Annotated in this window: 25 protein-coding genes; 5 read left to right on the forward strand and 20 right to left on the reverse strand. The window is 47.5% G+C overall.

All coding sequences use genetic code 11. From position 1 onward, the window contains the following. Positions 1-132: 132 nt before the first annotated feature. The 14 genes from MJB10_RS15890 to MJB10_RS15955 form a co-directional block, all read right to left on the reverse strand. Positions 133-1467: an LLM class flavin-dependent oxidoreductase gene (locus MJB10_RS15890; RefSeq protein ID WP_314796174.1), complete on the reverse strand. Its 1335-nt coding sequence runs from the start codon at positions 1465-1467 to the stop codon at positions 133-135. Positions 1468-1483: 16 nt separating this feature from the next. Further along, positions 1484-2014, reverse strand: a complete 531-nt coding sequence (locus MJB10_RS15895; RefSeq protein WP_314796176.1) for a GNAT family N-acetyltransferase — start codon at positions 2012-2014, stop codon at positions 1484-1486. Positions 2015-2027: 13 nt separating this feature from the next. Beyond that, the gene (locus MJB10_RS15900; protein WP_314796178.1) at positions 2028-2504 is read right to left on the reverse strand and encodes a DinB family protein; all 477 of its coding nucleotides are present in this window, start codon (positions 2502-2504) and stop codon (positions 2028-2030) included. Next, positions 2501-3688, reverse strand: coding sequence for an amidohydrolase (locus MJB10_RS15905; protein WP_314796180.1), 1188 nt, complete (start codon positions 3686-3688; stop codon positions 2501-2503). The genes MJB10_RS15900 and MJB10_RS15905 overlap by 4 nt, the downstream gene beginning before the upstream one ends. A gap of 27 nt (positions 3689-3715) precedes the next feature. Then, a complete protein-coding gene (locus MJB10_RS15910) occupies positions 3716-4726 on the reverse strand; it encodes an LLM class flavin-dependent oxidoreductase (RefSeq protein WP_314796183.1) in 1011 nt (336 codons plus the stop codon). A 34-nt stretch (positions 4727-4760) separates the two neighbouring features. Beyond that, positions 4761-5513 carry an amino acid ABC transporter ATP-binding protein gene (locus MJB10_RS15915; RefSeq protein WP_314796185.1) on the reverse strand — a complete coding sequence of 251 codons (753 nt, stop codon included), beginning with the start codon at positions 5511-5513 and terminating at the stop codon, positions 4761-4763. Continuing rightward, positions 5510-6220 carry an amino acid ABC transporter permease gene (locus tag MJB10_RS15920; protein WP_314796188.1) on the reverse strand — a complete coding sequence of 237 codons (711 nt, stop codon included), beginning with the start codon at positions 6218-6220 and terminating at the stop codon, positions 5510-5512. Before MJB10_RS15920 ends, MJB10_RS15915 begins: the two co-directional genes overlap by 4 nt. Continuing rightward, entirely contained in the window at positions 6217-6993 is a 777-nt protein-coding gene (locus MJB10_RS15925) for an amino acid ABC transporter permease (protein WP_314796190.1), read from the reverse strand. The genes MJB10_RS15920 and MJB10_RS15925 overlap by 4 nt, the downstream gene beginning before the upstream one ends. Before the next feature lie 39 nt (positions 6994-7032). After that, complete coding sequence (locus MJB10_RS15930; protein WP_314796192.1) at positions 7033-7917, reverse strand: transporter substrate-binding domain-containing protein; 885 nt, start codon at positions 7915-7917, stop codon at positions 7033-7035. 137 nt (positions 7918-8054) lie between these two features. After that, positions 8055-8951, reverse strand: coding sequence for a LysR family transcriptional regulator (locus MJB10_RS15935; RefSeq protein WP_314796194.1), 897 nt, complete (start codon positions 8949-8951; stop codon positions 8055-8057). Between the two features lie 172 nt (positions 8952-9123). Further along, on the reverse strand, positions 9124-10254 hold the full coding sequence (locus MJB10_RS15940; RefSeq protein WP_314796196.1) for a Gfo/Idh/MocA family protein: 1131 nt from the start codon (positions 10252-10254) through the stop codon (positions 9124-9126). Between the two features lie 161 nt (positions 10255-10415). Then, complete coding sequence (locus MJB10_RS15945) at positions 10416-10856, reverse strand: GNAT family N-acetyltransferase (RefSeq protein WP_314796199.1); 441 nt, start codon at positions 10854-10856, stop codon at positions 10416-10418. 66 nt (positions 10857-10922) lie between these two features. Next, positions 10923-12272, reverse strand: a complete 1350-nt coding sequence (locus tag MJB10_RS15950; protein ID WP_314805680.1) for an MFS transporter — start codon at positions 12270-12272, stop codon at positions 10923-10925. Positions 12273-12313: 41 nt separating this feature from the next. Continuing rightward, positions 12314-12436: a hypothetical protein gene (locus MJB10_RS15955; protein ID WP_314805877.1), complete on the reverse strand. Its 123-nt coding sequence runs from the start codon at positions 12434-12436 to the stop codon at positions 12314-12316. 163 nt (positions 12437-12599) lie between these two features. On the opposite strand from MJB10_RS15955, the gene panD reads away from it, so the two are divergent. Genes panD through MJB10_RS15970 form a run of 3 tightly spaced genes read left to right on the forward strand, consistent with a single transcriptional unit; the run spans position 12600 to position 15016 of the window. Continuing rightward, entirely contained in the window at positions 12600-13001 is a 402-nt protein-coding gene (gene panD / locus MJB10_RS15960; protein WP_314796200.1) for an aspartate 1-decarboxylase, read from the forward strand. Further along, positions 12994-13740, forward strand: coding sequence for a YheC/YheD family protein (locus MJB10_RS15965; RefSeq protein ID WP_314796202.1), 747 nt, complete (start codon positions 12994-12996; stop codon positions 13738-13740). The genes panD and MJB10_RS15965 overlap by 8 nt, the downstream gene beginning before the upstream one ends. Positions 13741-13774: 34 nt before the next feature. Continuing rightward, positions 13775-15016 (forward strand): threonine synthase, encoded by a 1242-nt coding sequence (locus MJB10_RS15970; protein WP_314796205.1) that lies wholly within the window; start codon positions 13775-13777, stop codon positions 15014-15016. A gap of 57 nt (positions 15017-15073) precedes the next feature. Here MJB10_RS15970 and MJB10_RS15975 read toward each other — a convergent pair whose 3' ends face one another. From MJB10_RS15975 to MJB10_RS15995, 5 genes are all read right to left on the reverse strand, one after another. Continuing rightward, positions 15074-15700, reverse strand: coding sequence for a hypothetical protein (locus tag MJB10_RS15975; protein WP_314796207.1), 627 nt, complete (start codon positions 15698-15700; stop codon positions 15074-15076). Positions 15701-15809: 109 nt separating this feature from the next. After that, complete coding sequence (locus MJB10_RS15980; protein ID WP_314796209.1) at positions 15810-16676, reverse strand: DMT family transporter; 867 nt, start codon at positions 16674-16676, stop codon at positions 15810-15812. 36 nt (positions 16677-16712) lie between these two features. Continuing rightward, positions 16713-18932 (reverse strand): GDYXXLXY domain-containing protein, encoded by a 2220-nt coding sequence (locus MJB10_RS15985; protein ID WP_314796211.1) that lies wholly within the window; start codon positions 18930-18932, stop codon positions 16713-16715. A gap of 86 nt (positions 18933-19018) precedes the next feature. Next, positions 19019-20839: an ABC transporter ATP-binding protein gene (locus MJB10_RS15990; RefSeq protein ID WP_314796212.1), complete on the reverse strand. Its 1821-nt coding sequence runs from the start codon at positions 20837-20839 to the stop codon at positions 19019-19021. After that, complete coding sequence (locus MJB10_RS15995) at positions 20823-22577, reverse strand: ABC transporter ATP-binding protein (protein ID WP_314805683.1); 1755 nt, start codon at positions 22575-22577, stop codon at positions 20823-20825. Before MJB10_RS15995 ends, MJB10_RS15990 begins: the two co-directional genes overlap by 17 nt. A 157-nt stretch (positions 22578-22734) precedes the next feature. Here MJB10_RS15995 and MJB10_RS16000 point away from each other — a divergent pair, with 157 nt between their 5' ends. Next, positions 22735-22941: a DUF2536 family protein gene (locus MJB10_RS16000; protein ID WP_314796214.1), complete on the forward strand. Its 207-nt coding sequence runs from the start codon at positions 22735-22737 to the stop codon at positions 22939-22941. A gap of 1 nt (position 22942) precedes the next feature. Beyond that, on the forward strand, positions 22943-23869 hold the full coding sequence (locus MJB10_RS16005; protein ID WP_314796216.1) for an AraC family transcriptional regulator: 927 nt from the start codon (positions 22943-22945) through the stop codon (positions 23867-23869). A gap of 14 nt (positions 23870-23883) precedes the next feature. Here the strand turns inward: MJB10_RS16005 and MJB10_RS16010 are convergent, their stop codons facing one another. Next, entirely contained in the window at positions 23884-24843 is a 960-nt protein-coding gene (locus tag MJB10_RS16010; protein WP_314796218.1) for an acetylxylan esterase, read from the reverse strand. Positions 24844-24854 lie beyond the last annotated feature (11 nt).

Below are 24854 nucleotides of genomic sequence, written 5' to 3' on the forward strand. Positions count from 1 at the left end.
TATCTCGCGAGAAATCATTTTCTGTGATATCTGGGAGGGGAGGGACTAGGTTTCCTATAGAAATGAACAAGAAAAAGACTGCCCATTGGACAGCCATAAACTAATTGTCATATCACGAAAAAAATGAACTGATCACTCAGCAGCTACGGCTGCTTTCTTCGTATACCGATTCACCGGAACTGGAACCCCCAGATTCCCGCGCAGCGTATCCGCTTCGTATTCCGTCCTGTACAACCCACGCTCTTGCAGAATCGGCACGACGAGATCAACGAAGTCGTCAAGCCCTTTCGGCAAGGCAGCCGCGATGATAAATCCATCTGCCGCATTTTCTTCGAACCACGCTTGTACGCGATCTGCGACATACTCAGGTGTTCCCGTAAACTCATTACGAGGCGTTGCCACACTCAATGCCACTTGGCGCAGCGTAAGGTTTTTCTCTTTGGCTGTTTGCTTGATTTTATCCGTACCACTGCGGAAGCTATTGCTGCCGAACTCTCCTAATTCTGGGAATGGCTCATCCAACGGATATTGGGAGAAATCGTGATGTTCGAAGAATCGACCTAAGTAATCCAGCGCCTTATCAATGGTCACTAAACTTGCGACTTCTTGATATTTGCGCTCTGCTTCTTCTTCTGTACGGCCAATAATCGGGGCAATGCCCGGTAAAATAACGACTTCATCCGGATTGCGTCCTTCGGAGGCTACTCGCTTTTTAATATCCGCATAGTACGCTTTCGCCTCTTCAATTGTCTCATGTCCTGCAAAAATTGCATCCGCCACTTTCGCTGCAAACGCCCGACCATCCTCAGACGCACCCGCTTGGAAGATTACTGGCTGACCTTGTCTGGAACGAGCGATATTCAGGGGACCCTGCACGGAGAAATATTCGCCTTTATGGTTCAAGGTATGCAGCTTGCTTGGGTCGAAAAACACGCCGCTCTCCTTATCACGAACGAACGCATCATCTTCCCAGGAATCCCATAGTCCGCGGGTCACTTCCAAATATTCGTTCGCAATGCGATATCGTTCTGGGTGCGAAGGATGTTCGGCTTTGCTGTAGTTTTTCGCTGAACCTTCCAGCGGAGAGGTCACTACGTTCCAACCAGAACGTCCATCACTGATCAAATCAATGGAGGCAAATTGCCTAGCCACGGTGAACGGCTCACTGTACGAAGTGGATAACGTGCCTACCAATCCAATATGCGAGGTGACCGAAGCCAAGGCGGAAAGAATAGTAATCGGCTCAAACCGATTGAGAAAATGAGGTATTGATTTTTCCGTTATATACAGGCCGTCCGCAATGAAAACAAGATCGAATTTGCCTGATTCGGCTTTCTGCGCCTGCTGTTTATAAAAGCCAAAATTCACACTCGCATCCGTAATCGCCTCAGGATGTCTCCATCCCGACACATTTCCGCCTACGCCATGAATGATGGCGCCTAATTTCAGTTGTTTTTGTTTAGCCATTGTCTTCTCCATCCTTTCACAATATCGCTGCAGTCTGAATGTGTAACCGATAGCTTTTCACGAGAATCTCGCCTTTTTGAATATCTTTGTCATATGCGCGCTCGAAACCCAACCGTTCATAAAGCTTCACAGCCGATTCCATCATGTCCGAGGTGTGTAAATGCAGGGTATCTGCCCCTAACTCGACGGCGCGTTTTATATTTTCTTTAATCAGCGCTGTTGCGATGCCTCTTCCTCTTGCACTTGGCGAAACTGCTAATAATCGAAGAATGGGAGACTCGATCTCTAGCTCTGGCGCGCCATATGCGGCCTCGGACGATTGGAACAATTGCGAGCTCCCGACAACTTCATCATCAATCAGCGCTATAATCCGCGCGATGGGCTTTGCGCTATCCACAGATGCGATAATATTTTCTTTATATTGATCCCAGCCTTCTGGAGGCAGGACAGCGCGATATTGGTCATAGGCATCTTCCAGCACTCTTCGAATCGCTTCACGGTCACTATCCTTCGCTTCCCGAATGTGTACTTCTCTTGCATCCGCCATGCGCTAATCCTCCTTATTCACGCGATTCTAACGCGCTTTTGATTCGTGCGATTTGTGCCAAATGAACCTGCACATGAGAGACAAAGGACTGAACAACATCCGTTAATGTGAGCGTTTGTCCTTTGACATTTACGCCCGTTTTGTTCCAATCGTCAGGTGATAACCGTTCGAACAAAGCATGGTTATACACTAATAACGACTGAAATAGGACTAAAATATCGGAAGCTAAGCCTTCATTGGCTTTGGCGCTGCTTACCCATGGATCTTGGTCAAAGGCTGGCAATTGGGCTGATGCCCCTGAAATAATGGCGCGTATTCGAAAGGAAACGACGATATTATGATCGGCCAAATGAGACAGTACCTCGGTTACGCTCCATTTATCTGGTGCTGGCTTCCAAGTCAATTGACCTTTGTTCAATCCTTGAATTGCTTCCTGCAGTTGTTGATGCGTGTATAAATAGGCTGACAAATCGGGGATCGTTAAACTCATGTTGATACCTCCAATGGGGTGTCGGATGATAAATTAAGTAGTGCTTTCTCTGCTAAAATGGCAAAATATCGCGCGCTAATCGGCAACGCCCGCTCATCGATATCGAACCCAGGATGATGCCACTCTTGCGGACCCGAAGTGCCCATAAAGACGAAGACACCGGGAATTTGCTTCTGGTAAAAAGCGAAATCTTCCCCTGCAGGTGATGGCACAGGTGTAATCACTTGAAGACCCGTTTGTTCGGCTGCCTCTGAGGCTAACTGCGCGAAAGCCTGATCATTGAACACCGATGGCGGTCCCTTGATCCATCGAACCGTAGCTTTTGTTCCATAAGCTGCAGCTACGCCTTGTACAACCTGTTCCATCCGCTTGATAACAAGGTTTCGGACACTCTCTTCAAACGTGCGGAGCGTGCCATCCAGGATGGCCTTCTCGGGGATCACATTCCAAGCTGTCCCGCTATGGATACGTGTCACACTAATTACCGCACTTTCAAGAGAGGAGATGTTGCGGCTAACGATCGATTGAAGCGCGGTCACAATGTGTGCGCCTGTCACAATCGGATCTATTCCTGCTTCTGGAACTGCCGCATGCGTGCCAGTCCCTTCAACCTCGATCACAAATCCGTCCGCAGCCGCCATTAAAGGACCCGCTTTGATGCCGATTGTTCCAACGGGGAGATCTGGCTTATTATGCATGCCATAAATCACGCTCACCCCTTCAAGTGCACCGCTGCGTATGACTTGCTCTGCGCCTTGTGCTTTCTCCTCAGCGGGTTGAAAAATAAATCGAACCGTTCCCTTGAGATCTTGTTCCTGCCCCTTTAGCAAGAGGGCTGCACCCAATACGGCTGCTGTATGAAAATCATGTCCGCACGCATGCATCTTGCCTGGAACTTGCGACGCGAAAGGAAGGCCTGTTTCTTCATGTATAGGCAGGGCATCAATGTCGGCTCGAATAGCTACAATCGGTCCTGCATGCAAGCCGCCTACCTCGGCGATGAGCCCTGTTTGGAGTTGATAATCAGTAATACGAATTTCTGCTTCCGTGAGCCAGTCACGAATCGCAGCGGTCGTTTGTACCTCCTCATGCGATAATTCAGGAAAACGATGCAAATGACGTCGGAACTCTACCAGCTTCTGAGCAAAATCCTCGGACATCTGTATGGAAGCGTGTAGACTCATCCCTCTTCCTCCTTCAAATCTGTCCACTTATACATGCAATTCCGTGAAGGCTTCACTCAACAGTTCAAACGAACGCAATCGTTTGCTAAAATCCTTGACTGATGTTGTGACGATAAATTCGTCAATCCGATATTTCTTCTGAAGCTCCAGAAGCTTCTGACGTACGGTTTCCTTCGTACCGCGCGTTATTTCTGCTTGCTTCTCTTCAACCGTGAATTTGGCTTGTGTTTGGCGGCCGTATTCCTCCGCCTGTTCCAGTGTGCCAACGGTTAAGGTTTTACCATTTTCCAAATGAATCTTGACGTTCTTATATTCACCTGCGAGTTCGTTAGCCTCTTCATCTGTGTCCGCGACAATTAGTGAAAGAGCCAAGATTAGATTAGGTTGAGTGCCTTTGTCTGGATTGAAATGGTGATAATAGGATTCAAACGCCGCTTCCGCAATCGCCTGATCGCCATTAATGAATTGCGCGAAAACGTACGGCAATCCCGCTTCAGCCGCCGATTGCGCACTTGCCGCGCTCGCACCGAGGACATAAATATCCACAGGAACAGTAGGAATTGGCGAGACGCGCAACCCTTTTAAAGGATGCTTGTCGTGGATTTGATTTTTCACAAATTGCTGAAGATCCTCTAATTTATCTGCTAAGGATGCTGCTTCGGTAATGCCCTGCTGCAGCGCTTTGGTTGAACGAGGCAATCCGCCAGGTGCACGGCCAATCCCCAAATCTACCCTGCCTGGAGCAAGGGAAGCCAGCACATTGAAATTCTCAGCCACCTTATAGGGGCTGTAATGCTGCAGCATAATGCCGCCGGAGCCAATGCGAATTCGGTTTGTTTTAGCTAGTAAATGTGAAATTAGAACCTCAGGTGAAGAGCCCGCTACCTGCTCGGAATCATGATGCTCAGAAACCCAGAATCGGTGATACGATAACGACTCTGCCCTCTGAACAAGCTCGATTGTATGCTGAAAAGCGTCATAAGCGGTTTCGCCAGGAAACACGACACTTTGATCCAAAATGCTCAATTTAATCCCCATGTTCGAACACTCCATTTCCTGATCTGACTTACAGCTAGATGTTGTAACTCCATTCGGGCGTAATGCGCTTCAAGAATTGTCTTGTCCGTTCTTCCTTGGCCGCGCTGAAAATCTCCCTCGGCTTGCCTTCCTCAACGATGACGCCTTGATCCATAAAGACCACATGATTAGCTACTTCACGGGCAAAGCCCATCTCATGGGTGACGATAATCATCGTGATGCCTTCTTTGGCAATCTTCTGAATGACATCGAGCACCTCGCCAACAAGTTCCGGATCCAGTGCAGATGTCGGTTCATCGAACAGGATGACCTCAGGATTTAATGCCAGCGCACGCGCAATGCCTACACGCTGCTGCTGTCCGCCAGACAGTTGGCTTGGATAAGCATCCAATTTGCCTCCCAATCCGACTTTCTCCAGCACCTTCACGCTGACTTCTCTTGCCTGTTCCTTCGGCTGTTTCTGGACGATGACGAGCCCTTCCATGACGTTTTCGAGCACCGTTTTATGTTTGAACAAATTGTAATGTTGGAACACCATCGCTGATTTTTGACGAAGCGCGTGAATCTCCACTTTGCTGGGCCGCTTGCAATTCACTGTGAAATCCCCAATCTTCACTTCGCCGAGATTCGGCTTTTCCAAATAGTTCAAGCAACGAAGCAACGTCGTTTTTCCTGAACCGCTGGGGCCAAGAATACAGACGACTTCTCCTTTTTGCACTGTCAGATTAATCCCTTTCAGCACTTCGTTCTTCCCGAACGACTTGGTGATATTCGTCAGTTGAATCATGATACGCCACCTCGGTTAAACAGATTGATTCGTTTCTCTAGTAAGCCAGTGGCTCTTTCAATAAGGAAAGTGATTCCCCAGAACAGCAGTGCAGCTGCAATATAAGCTTCGAAAAACTTCCAGTTCGTCGTCGCCACAATTTGTGCCTTTGCGTTAATTTCTACGACAGATACTGTGAATGCCAATGTAGAGCCGTGCAGCATGCCAATGAGTGTATTGGACAAATTCGGTAAGCTAACAGCCAACGCTTGTGGCAAAATAATGCGGCGAAGCGCCTGCGGTGTCGTCATGCCGATCGAATAGGCAGCTTCAATTTGCCCCCGATTAATTGCGACAATGCCTGATCTCACAACCTCGGAGAGGTAAGCTCCAGCTGTAATGGAGAAGGAGAGAAAAGCAAACCCAATCATCGGTATGGAAACGGAACGGAAGCTCCAACCGAAGGCGGCAGCGATCCCGTCAATCACCATAGGCAATCCGAAATAAATGAGCAGTAAATGCATTAACATCGGCGTACCGCGAACAAATGTTACATATGCCGTTGCGAGATAATGAATATAAGGCACGCGGTATAGTCGGATTAAAGCGACGGATGCGCCGATAATACATCCAAAAAAGACAGAAACCACAGTAATCAACAGTGTCGTCGGCAGAGCGGACAGTAATTGAACAAAGGCCGTCCAGATGAATTCAAGATCGATACTCATGCTTGGAAGCCCCCTTTATCTGGCTGCGTTGATGGGATGCCTTTGAACCAGCGGCGTGATAGCGGTTGACGCGCTTCGGTGACAAGCGGTTGCTCGTGTTGCAGCAAGCGTTTCTCCACGTACATGAACAGCTTTTCTAGACCGAAGCAAATGATGAAATAAATGATCGATAAGGAAATGTACGTTTCCATAAAATGCTGGGTAGCCGAACCGAGCGTCTGCGCTTTGCCCATCAATTCCATCGCACCTAGGGAGAAAGCGAGCGACGTATCCTTCAAGTTCGCAATGAGCAGATTCGTAAAATTAGGCAGCGAGATGGCCAATGCTTGCGGCATTATAATTCGCGTAAAGGCTTGATAACCTGTCATGCCTACGGAATAGGCCGCCTCTACTTGCCCTCTGTCCACAGCCTTGACCGCTGCGCGAATGACTTCCGAAATATAGGCGCCCGAATGCAGCGCGAATGTCAGAATGACAAAGGTCAACACAGGAGCTTTCGACACATCCACATGAATCGACTTCAACATTTCGGGAAGTCCGTAGTAAATCAGAAACAGTTGAATAAGAATCGGGGTCCCGCGAAAAAAGGATACATAAATCTGTGATAACCGCTGCAGCACAGGTATTTGATAAAGCCGGGGGAGCGCAATGAGAAATCCAATGACGATCCCCAGCCCCATCGAACAGGCAACAATGAATAATGAAATGGGAATGTAGTTCAGTAGTTTTGGTAAAAAATCGAATACATAGGTGATATCGAATTGGGTTGCCATAATGGCGATCTCACCTTTCTTAGCATCATGTAGGTTGATCTAGTCTTTTTTCGTAAAGTCTCCGCCCAGCCACTGTGTGCTTAACTTCGAGAGTGTGCCATCCGCTTTGACAGCTTTCAAGGCTACGTCAATTTTGTCTGCAAGTTCTTGCCCGTCTTTATCATTTTTGCGGAATAGGAAACGAACCTCAGCTTCTTCAATGATCGGTCCAACCGCTTTAAGTTTGCTTTGCGGGTCTACCAGCGGAAGCAAGAAATCCGCCCCAAGCGAACCATCCACACGTCCTGTTGTAAGCTGTGTAACCAAATCATTGGCTGCGCCGCTTTGATACACGATTTTGATCGCATTATCATGTGCCTTGTTATAGTTCTCCAGCAAAGTAGCTTCAGCGCTTGTGGCCGTCGTTAGTGCTTTCTTCCCTTTCAAATCATCGATCGATTGAATGGTTGTATTATCCTTGGCAACAATAACTTTGGTTTTCCAATATGCATACGGTTCATTGTTGAACAAATATTTTTGTTCTCTTTCTTTGTTTTTCTCAATTTCATGTGCGACGAAATCAATTTTGTTCGTCTCCAAGCTAAGCAGCAGGTTGGCGAAATCCATCGTTTTAAACTCGAATTCATAATCTGGTAACCGTTTATCCAGCTCTTTCACTAGTTCAATATCATACCCCGTCAACTTGCCGTCTTTATCTAAAAAGGCTACATTCGGAAATTGCGTCCCCGTGCCCACGATAATTTTCTTCACTTTGACAGGTGCCGCTGTTGCAGCTGCTGTTGTTGCCGTACTTGCCGCTGGTGCTTTCGTCACCTCTGCAGCTGCCTTCGGGGATGCGTCCGTCGTTGCACTTTTGGAGCCGCAGCCTGCTACCACTAAAGCTAAAGTTACTGTTGTTACCGCTAGTGTTGTGAATTGTTTCATTGTGAACCCCTCCAAATTTCCCGTTTTTATAATTCTTATAATTCCTACTTGTTTTGTATGAATCATAGCTATGACAATAATTTATCATGGAGTTCACGAACTGGATAATAGAGTTTTTCTATATCCATATCGAGAAGTCAAATCGGTTCCCGAATCGATTGGGCAATCCCTTTGCACAAATCTAAAGCAGCGTTGAAAAATAAGCCATTCTCGCCGTTTAATGCGATCATGTTCGTTTGCAGCGAAATACCAGCGATTTCGGGGAATTGAATCGGAAACAGCTTCCCTTCCTTCACTTCCTGTTCCACACATAGGCTAGGCAGAAAGGCGATGCCAACGCGCCCCAGCACTAATTTTTTCGCTGTTTCCAGCGTATCCGTCTGAAATTCGATATTCGGCGGCTGGCTCATGCTCGCAAATAAGCGATGAATTCGCATCCAATCGAGCGACCCGCACTCGAAGAAAACAAGCGGATACTCCCCAATATCATTCATCGAAATCATATGGTTCCCAATAAACGGATGCCCTTCATACACATAAAGACGAATTGGATCCTCATACGCTTTGGCGGAGAGCAGATTCGGGTGACTAATATTTCGCACAAATCCGATATCTAACTCCCGATTTAAAACTTTGTTAATGATCTCCTCGGACGCGGCCGTTGTCAGCTTATAGTTGACATCGGGGTATTTGTTCTTCAGTTTCGGAAGAATTGTTGGGATGATATAGTTAGACACCGATACCGTACAGCCTACTCGCAGTTCGTTGGGCAGTGTCCGCTTTTGCTTTAATTGAATTTTACTCTTCTGAAAAGTTTGCAGTAACTGCTGCGCATACGGCAGAAACTTCTTCCCATCGTCGGTCAAGGAGATCTGTTTCCCGATTCGTTCGAAAAGCCGACAATCCAGCTCACGTTCGAGGGATTGGATGCGGGCAGTCACAGATGGCTGGGATAAAAAAAGCACTTCTGCCGCTTTGTTGAAACTGCCATAATGAATGACATAAACAAAGGCTTCGATATTCTCGATGTTCAATGGGATTCCCCCAATCCGTTAATCCGAGGACTAAACTTATTATTCCGATTAAAAAACTTGGTTTAATGTTGGTATAACTATAGATCAACACGAATCATGTGTCAATACACAAAAAAACTGCCCTCCAATCTTCATTGGAGGCAGTTTTCGCATCATACTCATCGTATGAAGTTTACCAGCTTAAGTTTTGGAAAGTCCCTGTCCGCGCCGACTCCTGTGCTTTCATACACATCAGTGCACTCATCAAACCATCATCAAGTGTAGAGATGGAGCTCGCTGTTCCCCTCATGATCGCAGCGAAGTTGCTTGCCAGCTTCTCGTCACCGCCGAAATGATTATCACCTGCTTCAAGCTCGTAGGTTTCAACGCGGCCCGTATGATGCATATGCACCTTGACTTGACCGCTGTAGAAATCGAAATCTACGGTGCCCTTATATCCCATGAAGCGCGCTCCACGAGCAGCGGCTCCTCTGCGAATGAAGAAGTTTTGCGTGTAGGACATGTGCATGCCGCTTTCATAGCGGAACAATGCGCTTCCTGAATCTTCATTCCCCGTATCTTCGGCATAACAGCAATATTGCCAAGTAGGATCTAGCGGTTCTTTAGCGGAAACAGTGCTCTCCAAGCATGTGCGGTTATCTTCGCAATCCACACATTTAAGTCCAGCCGATTTCGTGCCTTTGAAAATTTGCTTGGAGGTCATGGCACACACGCTGACTGGACGCTGACCGAGAATCGCTTGGATATAGTCAAGATCGTGCGTCGCTTTTTGCAGGAAAAGACCGCCGGTCTCTTCTTCATTACGGTACCAACTCTGGAAATACACACGACCATACGGCACATTATTAATTGCCTGCACATGCTCGACTGTGCCTATTTTGCCAGATTGAACGATCTCCTTGACCAACTCCACGATGGAGGTGACTCTTAATGGGAAGGAAACCACCGCAGGTGAGGTGGATGCCTCGTAGCTTGATTTTAAAAGGAGTAAATCTTCAAAATTGGTAGCAACAGGCTTCTCGATATAGAGGGGCAGATTATGTTGCAGCACTTTCGCCCCCATCGTTGCATGAAGATTGCAGCGCGTACCAATCATGGCCCCATCTAATTGCTCGGTTTCCAGCATCTGTTCAGGCGTATCATAATAATGGACGTGATCCCAACCTTTCGCTTCAAGCTGATCTTTAATCGCATCTTTACGTATATCTACAATTGCCGCAACTTGGCAGCCCGTATCTGCCTTCATCACTTCATGAATGACTGTCTCAATCCTTTTCCCATACCCAATGACACCGATCTTCATACTAGCTCCCCCTCAAACTTGATGATACCTTGATTATAAAAGATGACCTTTGCCATTTCTTTGTCCTAAAAGCCGATTTTTTTGTTATTTCCGTGCGAACCCACATTTTCATATTAAAAATCCCGAATGCTGCATGCATGCAGACACTCGGGATTTTTACATTATTCTTCGTCTTCCTCAACCTCATACGTACACAGGAACCGCTCAACACCGGGGTATTTCTCCCCTAAACTTCGGACCACAAACCCGACATTACGGTAAAATTGAACCGCCTCTTCGTCCGTTTCCGCTGTAATGCGAGTAGGCTGCATCTCTTCAATGATTTCAAGCAGCAGACCCCTACCGAATCCTACGCCTCTGCTCTCCGGCTCAACCGCCAGATGATGCAGCGTCATTTCCTGCATTGCATTCAATTCGAAACCGATAATACCGACAAGAATGCCTTCGGATTCATAGGCGAATAGCCATGCATCTTCATTTTGCTCATATTGGCGAATAACAGCCTCAAGTCGATCCCAATCAGGAAATACGCTATAGCTCAGCAATTGCTGAATGTCACCTTCGTGCAGGCGGGATTTCACATTTAGTAACAAGTCGATCACTTCTTTCTGAATTCGTTTCTCTTCCCATCATCTACAAAAAGACGCAAGCTGTCAACTTGCGACTCCTTATGTCGATGCCTGTTCATTCCCCATTTTGCGCAGCATCAGCGGTACAGCGAAAGCTGCGATTGTAGCTAGTAAGCCATATACAAACATCCCGTGAATCCCAGCAACAAAATCAGTATTTTTGGTTAAAATCGAACCCATGACCGTCACGCTAACCGCCGTTCCGATATTCCGCGCGAATAGCTGCAACGAGGTGGATATCCCCTTCTGACTTCCCTCAACAAGCTGCTGAGCACCGATCGTGGATACGGTAAACAGGAGCCCGAATGAAAGACCGAGCATCGTCAACGTGCTGCAAATGTACCAGAAGGACGTATCTTCACCGAGAAAAAATAACATGACGGCTGTTACGAGAAGTAAGGCGTTACCACTGATCAGCAGCGGTTTATAGCCGAACCGCACCACCCACTTCCCACTCGGGACCGCAACCGCCATCCAACCGATCGAAGTACCCAAAAGTGCAATGCCGCTTACGAAGAGCGAATGGCCCTGATGCTGCAAAAAGAGTGGGATAAAGCTGGACGTCCCAAAAAGGGCCGCACAGCTAACGAAAGACCCCGCGATCATCAATGCCACAGGGCGATTTCGCATTAACGTCAGAGGTACAATCGGCGCTGCATGCCTTTTTTCATAAAGGAAAAATACGACTAACAGGATCGCGCCGACTGCGCCGTATAGATAGGTGAAAGAATGAACCACGGTCGTAAGCAATAACAAGGATATTCCGCTGGCAAACAGGAGCGCTCCCCAGTAATCGATGACCGCTTTCTTCGGTTGGTAAACCTCTTTATACGGCAATAACGTGAGTAATGCGATTAAGCAAATAGGTACATTGACGAAAAAAATCCAGCGCCAGCTCATATAGGTGACAAAAAAAGTACCTAATGAAGGAGCAAGTATGGCCGACAATCCCCACATACCTGTAAAAAAAGCCTGCACTTTCCCACGCTGCTCCACGGGATAGATATCACCCGCGATAATGGAAGGGAATGGCATCATGACCCCAGCGCCTATGCCTTGAATGGCTCTGAAAATAATAAGCTGTACCATGTTATCCGCTAATCCGCAAAGGACAGAACCGGCTAAGAAAAGCACGATGCCTGCCGCATAAATTCTTTTCCGACCGAATAAATCGGATAGTCGTCCTGCTAGCGGTGCAAGCACGGTTGAAAGCACCATATAAGAGGTGAACGCCCAAGCAAATAGGCTGTTTCCGCCAATGTCATTCACAATGATGGGCATGGTGGTGTTGGCAATTGTCGTATCCATGGACGCGACTAACATGGCCAGTACGATACTGACCATGACGGTAGTTCGATTACGCATAGTTGATCCTCCTAAGCTGTCTATTACACATATATTTATTGTACCTGATTCCGGAAAATTTTTCTTTACAATCCTCGGCTCTGGCTCCTTGTACGCGATTTGCCATGATCTACTTCTTCCGAATGATCCCCGCACAGCTTTTTGGAACTGATATCTTGAAACAGAGCCGATGGCTCTGTTTTTTTCATGCCCGATCTTGTCGATTTCTGCGGTTGCCTGGGAAATAACCTAGGGTTATTTCCGATGTAATGCCTTTTTTCAAGCAAATAGGCACATGCCTACACCTTCATGATTGTCCCCCTCATACGCTGTGAAGAACAAACATGTGATCATAAAGGAGCGCTACTGCACATGCAGCGACTAATGTGTAAGGGTAAAATTCACCGAGCAACCGTGACGGAAGCTGATTTGGACTATGTAGGCAGTATTACTATAGATGGGTTGCTGATGCGCAAAGCGAATATTCACCCCTATGAAATGGTGCAAGTAACTAGCCTGCGAAATGCGACACGTTGGAAAACCTATGCGATTCCTGCGCCAGAAGGCTGCGGGAAAATTGGATTGAATGGACCACCAGCCCACCTATTCTCACCTGGCGACCTCGTTATTATTTTGAGCATGGGACTCATGGACGAAGAAGAAATCAGCCGACTTAAGCCGCAGGTCGTGTTCGTTGATGCCCACAATCAACTGCTTCAGGTGGAAGAGCACGATCTTGTTATCCAGAGGCAAGAAGAGAAAGCCAATGAGTAGTCTTTCAACGAGTAAATGGACCAAGTACAAAGTTCTTCATCGATCAGAGAATATCCGTGTGCATCTGCCAGAGACGAGATGGTTAACCGTCGATGCCTTTTGGCAAATGCTCGCGAAATACAGCCAAGTGATAGTGAAGCCAACAGGCAGCTATGGTGGAAATGGGGTCATTCGCATCAAACAAATTGATGCCTCCACTTATGCCATTCAAGATGGTGCCAAGATCCAGACCCTATCGAAAGCAGAAGATGTCACGGCTACGATTAAAAAGAAAGCCGCTCGAAATTACATCGTCCAGCAATGTGTTTCTTTAGCTAAAATGAATGGGCGTCCATTTGATCTTCGTGTCATGGTACAGCGCACCCCTCGGACCAAGTGGCAAGTGACTGGAAAGCTTGCCAAGGTGGCTGGCAAAGGCTTTATCGTGACGAATATTCGCCGCAGCAACGGGAAAGTCGTTACCGTCGGGAACGCGCTTCGCCACTCTGAACTTGCTGATAAAAACACTGCCGATCTTCTGGCTCTTCTTCATACTGTAGCGCTGCGTACAGCCAAACTTCTTGGCCCCAGCTATCGTTGGGTGAAAACGATGGGCATTGATATGGCTTTTGACAATCAGGGACGCATCTGGATTATTGAAGTTAATTTCGCGCCTATGCTGGAGTTATTCTTACGATTGCCCAACAAATCTGTCTATCACACCATTAAATCATTTCATGCGCGCAGGAAATCTCGCTAGGGACACTTGACCGAAACGCTGAGGAGGCCGAAATATGAATCAGTGGGGATTAACTTGCTCACGATGTTCTGCAAGGCTACCCTTCCGCTATCAGAACATGAAATGCGATTGCGGTGGCACGTTGTTGGTTGATTATGATCTCGAGCTGGTAGCCAAAACATTAACGAAAGCATCTTTGCATGAACGCTATCCTTCGATGTGGCGATATCAAGAGTTGCTTCCCGTTCATGATCCCGCCAATATCATCTCGTTAGGCGAAGGTTGGACTCCGCTGCTGCGAATGCCCAAATGGGAGAGCAAACTTTCATTAAGGCGCTTATGGGTAAAAAGAGAAGAGCAGAATCCGACGGGGAGCTTCAAATCGAGAGGGTTCTCTGTCGCGGTTTCGCTATTACGAGAAGCTGGCGCCACGAAAGCCGCCGTTCCGTCCAATGGCAATGCGGCAGGTGCCCTTGCCGCTTATGCGGGAAGAGCAGGCATCGAAGCCTTTGTCTTCATCCCGATGGACTGCCCCTCCCTCATCGTAGATGAGTGCCCGTTATACGGAGCGAAGACGATCCTCGTCGACGGCTTCATCCATGACGCCGCCGCGATTATCGAGTCTGGCCGAGGTGAACAAGGCTGGGTGAACGTCGGGACCTTGAAAGAACCCGGCCGCGTGGAGGGTAAGAAGACGATGGGCTTCGAGCTTGCTGAGCAGCTAGGTTGGACATTCCCCGACGTCATTATTTATCCGACAGGCGGCGGTTCTGGCATTATCGGCATGTGGAAAGCGTATTTAGAGCTAAAAGAGCTCGGCCTCATTGACTGTGAGATGCCGAAGTTCGTTTGCGTCCAAGAGGAGGGCTGTCAGCCGATTGTCGATGGTGTGCACCAAAGCAGCCAGCCGACGCGTGCTGGCGAGGATGATTCGCTTCTGCTCGCAGCCAGCAGCACGATTCCAAACCCGACAGGGATGCGTGTGCCTAACCCGCCTGATTTGCCGCTGCTGCTCGCGATTGTTGAGCAAAGTGGAGGAACCGCGCTCGCGGTATCCAAAGTACAAATCGCGGAAGCCATGCGCTGTCTCGGGACGGAGGGCATCTCCTCCTCACCGGAAGGCGCGGCAACATGGGCCGCTATGCTCCAACTTTGTACCGACGGCTGGCTAAAGCCTAGCGACTCCGTTGTCCTTTTCAACACGTCGCATGCGATGAAATATGCGAAGCTCGGTACGAGCGCAGCCATCCCGATCATTCGTACCTACGATGACTTTGTGATGTATCGCAGTCTTTAGACGAAGAAAAGCCAGTAAGTTATAATCTAACCTACTGGCTTTTTACTGTAAAAAATTTTATTGACCTAAATTATTCTCTTCATACAAGCGATACATCGCTTGTATCATCGGCTCGGCTGGGTCACGATTTAATAAGAATAACGTCATTAAATATTGCAGCGGCAGCGCGCATGTGTTATTCCCCTCTTCGACCGCTACGAAGCCAGCTTCCAGAACAGGGCCGTGCTCCTCATGAAGCTCAAGATCGACATAGATCTTCTGATCCGGGAACTCTTCGCGTACAGCTGATGCACAATAAGGAACGATATGTTTGTCTAACAGTTCCTTCGCTTCATCCTCGGATTGCGGCGGGTTCGGAAGCAGGTGACTCTCGTCACTTCTTAGCAAATCAACGAAGAACGAGGATAACCATAGTCCTGCATTCGGGTTCGTTTGGAAATTACGCATAATTTCGTTTAAGAAAAATCCGCAAGCTGTGGACTTTTCATCTTTCTTAAGCGTAAAGGCAAACATCGGACCATATGTCGGATTATTCCCAATTTGACCATCGACTTCATATTCGGGAAATTGCTCTTTCACAACTTCTTGAATATGTTGAAACCATGTAATAATGATCTGGGCCTGTTCACGTTCTAGATCTTCCTGGCTAACGGGTTCTTGTGTTTCGATATCTTTGTCTGTCATTGTCGTTAAAGCCTCCTGAATCATTTCATAATGGCACGAATATTCTTATTGTACCGCATTTACGCCAGATCAGAAAGTATCACTTCTAATTTCACACTAGAATGCCTTTTTAAGAGCCGACCAGCTTCAACATCAGGATACCCACCATCGCGATTGCAAGCCCAGATTGTTCTATTCTGGTAAATTTGTCCTTGAGCACAAATCGGGTATACAGAAGCACAATTAACACATTAAGCGCGACAACTGCGGAGACAAGGCCTGCTTTGCCATGTGCAAAGCCATGAATAATAAGAATCATGCCAAGCACATTTGTAATGCCAATCAGCATACCGAACTGGAATGTACGGCGCTCGGACCATGTGCTTACCGACTCGGTAGGCGCAGCGCCCCGTTTCTTATCTCTCCACCACCAGATCGCGAAGCAGCACGTACCCGTTGTAAACATATAGAACAAAGTCGGGAACAGGGAGGCATGCACGAGCGTTGTCCATTTACTGGACAAGTCATTCGCCGCGAAGAGCAGCAGTGCGATCGCTCCCCAGCCTGCTCCTTGCAAGTTTTTCAACGTAATATCGTTAGAATATCGCACGAATAAAATGCCGATGACAATGACAACAAAGGCAAACAGCTGAAGCACGTTCAGCCGTTCACCCCAGAACAGATAAGCGAAGAGCACTACGACAACCGACGGTAATCCGGTTAAAATCGCAACTAACGACGCTTTGCCTACGGCAAAGCCTTTGAACATAGCCGCATTGGCTCCAAAGGAAAACAGCCCCATCTGAATGCCAATCAGCGCTGACACTTGCCATTCTGGCTGCCAAATCAACGCACAGATCATGCTGACGATTGCCCCCATCGCGAATGTACCGCAGAGCAGCACATTGCGATTCAGCGATTGCTGACTCGTCCAATGATATAAGATGCCGCGCAGCCCGAAGGATAGCGCGGCCAATACAGAATACAGAAGCCACATGGTGTCTAATACCTCTTTCTTTCTAACATGGAAGGCTTAATGAGCGGTCAGGCGAACCAAGATCGCATCCCCACTCGCTGACACTTTTACTTCCGCAAATTTACTATTTACTTCATAGTCTCTCCCCGTGCCTTCAGGGATGAAATAGGTTTCGATGCCATATTCGACACCTTCGTACCCCACTTGCTTCCCATTGATTCGCACTTCATCAGGGGCGAGCCCCTCACCATTCGTATAGACACGTCTATATTCATACACGCCTGTATCCTTGTTGAGGCCTAGCACCATGACAATTTTGCCTTTCGATGTTCGCTCCTCCAAGCTCCGGTTCTGCCAGAAAGGCGGCTCTGAGATGGTATAGCGCAAGCGCACGTAGTCGCCTTGCATCAGAGAGCGCGGATCTAATGGCTTAAGCTGAAGTTTTACTAACGTGCCGTGGCTGAGCAAGTATTCACTTTTGCCAATTTGCAGCGACAGCGCGGCGACTTGCAAGACAACTAACAATGCGATGAGCCAGCGATTCGCTTCATAACTAACCGGCGCAATTTCAACAACACCGTCGTTACGTCTTTGCCTTTTTTCCAACCACACCGTAATCCCTAGTATGAGCCCGCCAATTATCGCGAAGCTAATGGACTTATGCAGTAATTTCCAGGCTAAATCATAGTACTTGTAAACGAGGAAGGCGATCCAGAAGCTCATCGACCACATGTAAACCCAACGAACATGCAGCTGCCGCGAGATCACAATGGCTGCAAGAACTAACAGGAAGAACAATACATTGGTGACATAATACCAAACTGACTCGGTCATGAACGTTAAGCTAAAAAACGCGAGCAGAAACGTTGGCAAGCTGCTGTAAAGAATGGGCTCTCTGAAGGACGACGCTCGGATAATTTGACCTGCTGCGAATAAGATGAAGAGCAAGCCTGCCAGCAAACTGCATGCCACAACATCGCTATTCGTCCAATCGAACAGAATGAACGCCAAGATGATGACGGAAGCCAAGAAAAATAAAATGCGAGTTAGTAACCCCGTTAAATATCCAAATGCGACTAAGGTGAGAACCAAATAAATGAGGAGCATCCCCGATCTCTCGGTCAAAACAGCGGAAACGGTTCCCATCATCAGTCCGCTGAGAAGGATTGTATAACGTGCCAGTATATTGAACTTTTTGGCAAGCAGCATCGCGATGAGGGCAACGAATCCGTAGCCGATAAGAAAATTTACGGGGTCATCCAATCCGAATACAACGGTCACAAGCCCCAGCAACGTTAAGCTGCCTAGCAGAGAACCGATAATGATCACGGAGATACTGAGCACGCGGACGATCCATTTCGTGAAGTCACCCTCCACTTTCACAGGTGCCTCATGCTCCTTCTCGACTTCTGCTTCCAGCTTCTCGGAGCCAGGGCGCCATGTTCGCACATAGTTCATGAACATCACATTCGCGCCGATAAACACGATGACGAACAATAAGCTCACGATAAAGAATAGCTCATTATGGTACTCGATGATGAGCTCAATATATTTCATGGTTATGGCTGCCGATACCCACAAGCCTGCAAACAGAAGGTACATTTTGTTCTGTGTCTTGTGCGCATAGCGAATCGCTGCTATTAGAATGGCTATGAGCGGCAGGTTCATCCAGATGCCATAGGTCTCAAACGCTTGAGCGTTCGAAACAATTAGGAAAACACAGAGAGTTGCTTGGAACGTCAGCCATTTCAGAAATGGTGAATGCAGACGCCCTTTCTCGAACAAGATGAACAATACGCCGTTCACCACTGCTAAGCCTAACCAAATCGCGATGGCAGTCCCTTCGACCTCGGCATAATTGCCCCACCTTGGGAAGAAGAAAAATCCATAGGTCAGGTGAAACAGGATATAGCTCAACACATAATAAGGCTGCCACCTCGTCAATATCGCATACAGGAAGGCAGGTACGAACCATACGAGAAACAAGCTGTAGCTATCCGCATGCGAATTGTAAGTTTGGCCAATTAATCCAACACCAATTCCGAACGAGATACAGCTGGCAAACCCACTTAATTTACTCAAGAAAGCTCTCCCTGGTTGGCGTGAAAGCCACACAGATAGTCCATATAGCCCCAAAATGAGCACAAATATAGGAATAAATTTCTCAACTCGGTTTAACTTCTCCCAGTTCGAAGCGAAGAAGTAACCGATCGCAGTTAAAAGAGCACTAGCCCCCAATACATAACCTAATTGAATCATGACTTGGTTGGATTTCATGCAATTCATCTCCTCTCTTACCATGCTTCTAATTGTACAGGAGATCCCACGTTTGAGAAGTACTATCTATTCCTAGTACCTGCTCATTAGCCTATGGAGGATAAACGGTCTCGATCTGCGCTGCTGACCGACTGCGTTCCTTGCGAATGCTGGTACAGCTGCTCATAGAAGCCCTGCAGAGCCAGCAGTTCCGCATGAGTTCCCTCTTCTACAATTTCCCCATGACTCATCACAATAATGCGATTGGCATGCATAATCGTTGAAATTCGATGCGCAATGACGATCGTGGTTCTACCCTCTGCGACAATGTGGAGCGCCGATTGAATCATTTGCTCTGTCTGTGAATCTAGATTGGCGGTGGCTTCATCAAGAATTAACACTTTCGGTTCAAACACGATGATGCGGGCAAAAGAAATCAACTGCCTTTCTCCAGCGGATAGTCCGCTTCCGCGTTCTGAGATGCGTGTGTCATAACCATCCTTCATGCGTGAAATCATGTCATCAGCGCCGACAAGCTGACACGCCGCGATCACTGCCTCACGAGAAATCGAGGGATCGAACATCCTCACATTTTCAATAATGCTGCCCCCATATAAGAAGGGTTCTTGCTGCACCAACCCAATCGTTCGATGCAAGTCACGATGTGACACATCACGAATATCGATACCGTCGATCCGAATGCTGCCTCCCTGTACATCGTAGAAGCGGCATAACAGTGAGATGAGTGAGCTTTTGCCTGCACCTGTCGTACCGACGATTCCGATCATCTCGCCTGGCGCGATATGCAAGTTCAGATCCTCAATAACGGCCATGTCCTTCTGGTAGCCAAAGTGAACATGTTGGAATTGAATGTCGCCTTTGACATCCGCCAGCGGAATTAAGGCTGCCGTTTCTTTCTCTTTTACCTCTGGCTGTGCGGCGAAAATGTTCCAAATCCGGCTCATCGACACATTCGTCGATTGCAGCGTGTTCCACTGCTGTGTAATATTATTGATCGGCTGGAAAAACTGGCGAATATACGTAATGAACGCGTACAGCACGCCAAACTCAATCGCTTTATCAAACACAGCAATACCGCCAATCCATGTGATGAACGCGACTGATAAGTTGCCCAGAATATCAAAAGAGCGGTTAAAGAGCACATTCGTCCGGATTTCACGTAAATTGGCTCCGAAATAACTCGTGTTGCGCTCTGTGAAACGTTTCATTTGCTCTTTCTCTTGATGAAACGCCTGAATCAAATGCATGCCGGATAAATTCTCAGCGGTAAAAGCCACCATTTGCGAAAGCTGTGTACGCGATAATTGATACGTTTTGCGCATATAACGGCGAAAACTCACGGCAATAAGAATAATGATCGGAATGACAATCATACTGTACAAGGTCAATTGTGGATCCAAGTGATACATCATCACGATAATGAAAATTAAGGTCATGCTGTCTCGCACTAAACTCAGCAATACTTGCGTGAAAAATTGATTCAGAGTTTCCGTATCGCTGGAGACATGCGTAATAAGGCTGCCGCTAGGCGTTTTATCATAGTAAGACATGGATTGTTTGAAAATATGACCAAATAAATCTTTACGAATTTTGGCGACGATACTCTGGCCTGCGAATTGCAGTAAGTTGTTCTGCACATAGCTGAAGAGCATGGAACCGATCGAAAGCCCACCATACAGCAGGCAGATCATAATAAGTGAATGGTAATCATTTTTCCCAATCATCAAGTTGTCATCGATGACTTCTTTGACCAGATAGGGCTGAAACAAATCGGCTGCAATGCCGAGTAAAGCGCATAACACGACTGCGATAAATGTGAACGTGTGCGGTTTCGCATAGACTGCGAGTGCGCGATACGGCGCTTTGGTTTTCGTTCGATCGTGGGTCGGATTAATTGGCTTGGACATCCTCGCCACCTCCTTCCTGTATCGCATACAACTCGGCATACAAGCCGTCTTCTGCAAGCAATTGTTCATGCGTGCCTCGCTGCACGATTCTGCCTTCATGCAAGACGATAATTTCATCGGTATGCTTCAGCGCCGAAATACGATGAGCAATCCAAATCGTCGTCTTATTCAATCGTTCCTGCCGAATCGCGTCGATGATATGCTTCTCCGTCACAGCATCTACGGCGCTAACACTGTCATCTAAGATCATGACTGGCGAATCTTTGATGATCCCTCTCGCTAAGCTGGTGCGTTGGCGCTGACCGCCAGATAAGGTAATGCCCCTCTCGCCCAGCTTCGTCTCAAACTTTTCAGGAAACGAGATGATGCTGGATAAAATCTGCGCCTTCTTCGCCGCATGCTCCACCTGTTCGATCGGTGATTCTCTTCGGAAAAACGCGATATTATCGCGGATCGAGGTGCTGAACAGGAAGCCTTCCTGCGGCACATATGCAATCTGGTTGCGCAAGCTCTCCAGCGTGACATCCCGGATGTCGCTGTCTCCGATGTAGACGGTGCCCTCAGGCGGATCGTAGATGCGCAGCATAATTTTCATCAACGTCGATTTCCCGCTGCCCGTTTTACCAATGATCCCAATGGACTTGCCTGGTTCAATCGTCAATGAAATATCATGAAGCACTTCATCTTCATCGTCTGGATAGGCAAATGACAAATGTTCAATTCGAATTTCTTGTTGATCGAGGTGAGTTGGCTGAGCCAGTTCCCTCTGCTTAATTTCGGACTCCAAGCTTAGCAGCTCGTTCACCCGTTCCAAGGAAGCTTTCGAACGCTGCATCGCATTAATGACGCGTCCAATTTGCTGCAGCGGATTCACCATCATCCGAATATACAGGGTTAATTCAACGAAATGACCGATCGTGATCCGTCCCTGAATCGTCAAATAACCCCCGAAAGCGATCGCAATCATGAGCGAAACGGCACCAAGAAATGGGATTAGAGCCTCAAATAACGAGGACAGCCGCACGAGTCGAAGCTGATGGACACGAATTCTATCCACCGTCTCACCGAATCTGGCCATCATAATTGGTTCTACCGCGAACTTCTTCGTTACACGAATGCCTCCGAATTGTTCTTCGGCAGACTCGGTCATGGTGCCTAGCGCCTCTTGGACTTGCAGCGATCTCGTTTTGATAACCGGTTGAAACTTCACCGACAGAATAGGGATCAGCACCATTGGCAGTATACATATCACGATAACGTATAACGGGATGGAGCTGAAAACCATGGTAACCAGCACCGCTGCAATGAGAATGACCGAGTTGACGATCTGGTTAATGCCCATGGAGATCGACTCCCGAATCACAGTAACATCATTAATCACATAACTGAGTAATTTTCCAACACCATTCTTGGAATAAAATGTCGCTCCTAATTTGCTAAAATGATCAAATAACCGATTTCTCGTTTCAAACTCGAACCGTCTCCCGTTTCGCATGATCATGTACTGACCAATCGCGACGAGAACACCGAAAACTACCCCAATCGCGAGCAACTGGAGGCTGTACGTCACGATCAAATCGGGATGAAGCCCGCCTTTCTGCAACTGGTCGGTAAACTTGCCAAGCAGCTTCGGATAGTACGAGTGAACAATATTCCCTATTGAAATCGAGAGTGCCGCAATGACATACAACGGCCATTTCTTCAGCAGAAAATCAACCAATAACCGTGTAGGCTTCAACACAACATCACTTCCTAATCTTTTTTGACTGACTTGATCTCTTCTCTTCACATTTCTCAGTATACGCCTATTCATATGTACTTCCTATATCAGATATTGACGTTATAATAAGAGAAACAGGCATCATTTTACTTCTCACTTATGGAGGCTGCACAACATGGATTTTATCTTGGATCGCTTGGAAACGAAGATCGAGTTTTTCCAATCCTACGATTTGAAAAAGCTTGAATCCCTCATCAACGAGCAAATCGACAATAACAAAGCGTTGTTACTCGATGTGTTCGCCATTTCACATGACGTCGTTTTCGACCCGAACGCGGGTAAAATGCTCTACAGCGCTGTTGTTCATTTCAAAGTGAAATAACATGACAATTAAACGCAGCATTGTGGAATCATCAGGACAATTGTTTTTTGCTCAAGATTTGCCGATGTTCGTCAATCGTGTTCAGGAATCGTTCGAGATGCAGCAGCACTCCCACGATTTCATTGAAATCAGCTACGTGGCTGAAGGAAATGGCTCCCATTACATGAACAACGAGCGGATGTCCGTAACCAAAGGCGATCTGTTCTACTTACCCGTTGGGGTATCGCATGTGTTTCGTCCATCGTCAACGAATCAGAAGAAACCGCTGATCGTCTATAATTGCATCTTCACCCAATCTTGGATGGATGAATTACTGCAACAAACATGGCGAGTGGGCGAGCACGAGATCTCCACCTTTTTTTCACAGCTGTCGAAACCCGATGATCATGCGGAGCAACCGCCATGGCTGACGTTTCGTGAGCAATTCGGCGAATTCCAGCCGCTATTTGAACGCTTGCATCTCGAGTTTAACTCGCGCCGTTCAGGCTACATCACGGTTATGCAAGCTTGCATTGCGCAATTACTCGTGTCCATGCATCGTTCCGCTCAGGCGCCCCTCCCTGTTGCAGGCGTCACCCCATTGTCGAATTTGGAAAGTCTTCTCGCCCATCTTAGAGTGAGTTACAACAACCCGATGACGCTCAGCGAAGCAGCCGACCAATTAGCGGTGAGCGATCGTCAGCTTCAGCGACAACTGATGAAATTGACAGGCATGAGCTTTACTGCGAATGTGCAGCATGCACGATTGGAGGCGTGCTGTAAGTATCTGAGAGAGTCGAACCACACAATCAGCGAAATTGCCGCTTTGATCGGGTATCAAGACATGAAATATTTCAATCAGTTGTTCAAAAAAAGGATCGGTGTGACGCCAAGTCAATATCGCCAGCAGCACGATGAGCGCAAAAGACCACTCCCATCACGAAGGTGAGAGTGGTCTTTCTGTTAAAGTCCCATCATGAATTGAAGCGTTAAATCGCTGAATCCTGGCAAATGTTCATGCGCAAAATCAGGATAAATTTCAAGCTTCTTCTCTGATTTAATTTTATTATAAGCCGCAAATTGCGTAGACGGCGGGCATACGGTATCCATGAGACCTACAGCCATCATCACTTCGCCTTGGATGCGATCTGCCAAATTTTGAATATCAATATAGCCTAGTTTTGTAAAATATTCCTCTTCGCGTTTGTGCTGTGGATCATGACGGCGGAAGAAATCCTTCAGCTCTTGGTAGGCATCTTTCGCTAGGTCCATTTCCCACACCCGTCTGTAATCACTTAGAAAAGGAAAGACGGGGGCCAGCTTCTTCACGCGCGGTTCAAGCGCAGCACAGGCAATCGTTAATGCGCCGCCTTGTGAGCCACCGATCACACCAACACGTGCTGCATCTACTTCTGGCATGTTCATGGCAATCCCTGCTAGCTGCGCCGTGTCCAAGAAAATGTCACGGAATAAGAGTTGATCCGGATGATCATCCAATCCGCGAACAATATGACCGCGTAACGTCGTTCCTTTCACGCCGCCTACATCTTCAGACAATCCGCCTTGACCGCGGCAATCCATGGAGAAGAAGGAGTAACCCAGCGCTGCATAGGCCAGTTTGTCCGACCATTCCCCTGAATTTCCCGTATACCCGTGGAATTGGACAATAGCGGGATGCGGCTCTGTTGCGTGTTTCGGACGAACGTATTTGGCATAAATACGCGCACCTTTTACCCCTGTGAAATAAAGATCGAAGCACTCTGCATAAGGGACTTGAAATTCGCTGGGGCGAAGCTCAATTTGAGGATCCACCGCTTTCATTTCAGCTAAAGCTCTCTCCCAATACGCATCAAAATCGTCTGGGCGAGGATTAATTCCTTGGTACGTGTGTAGCTTTTCTAACGGCATATCAATAGCTGGCATGTAGAAGACCT

The sequence above is a fragment of the Paenibacillus sp. MBLB1832 genome, assembly GCF_032271945.1.
GTDB lineage: Bacteria > Bacillota > Bacilli > Paenibacillales > NBRC-103111 > Paenibacillus_E > Paenibacillus_E roseopurpureus.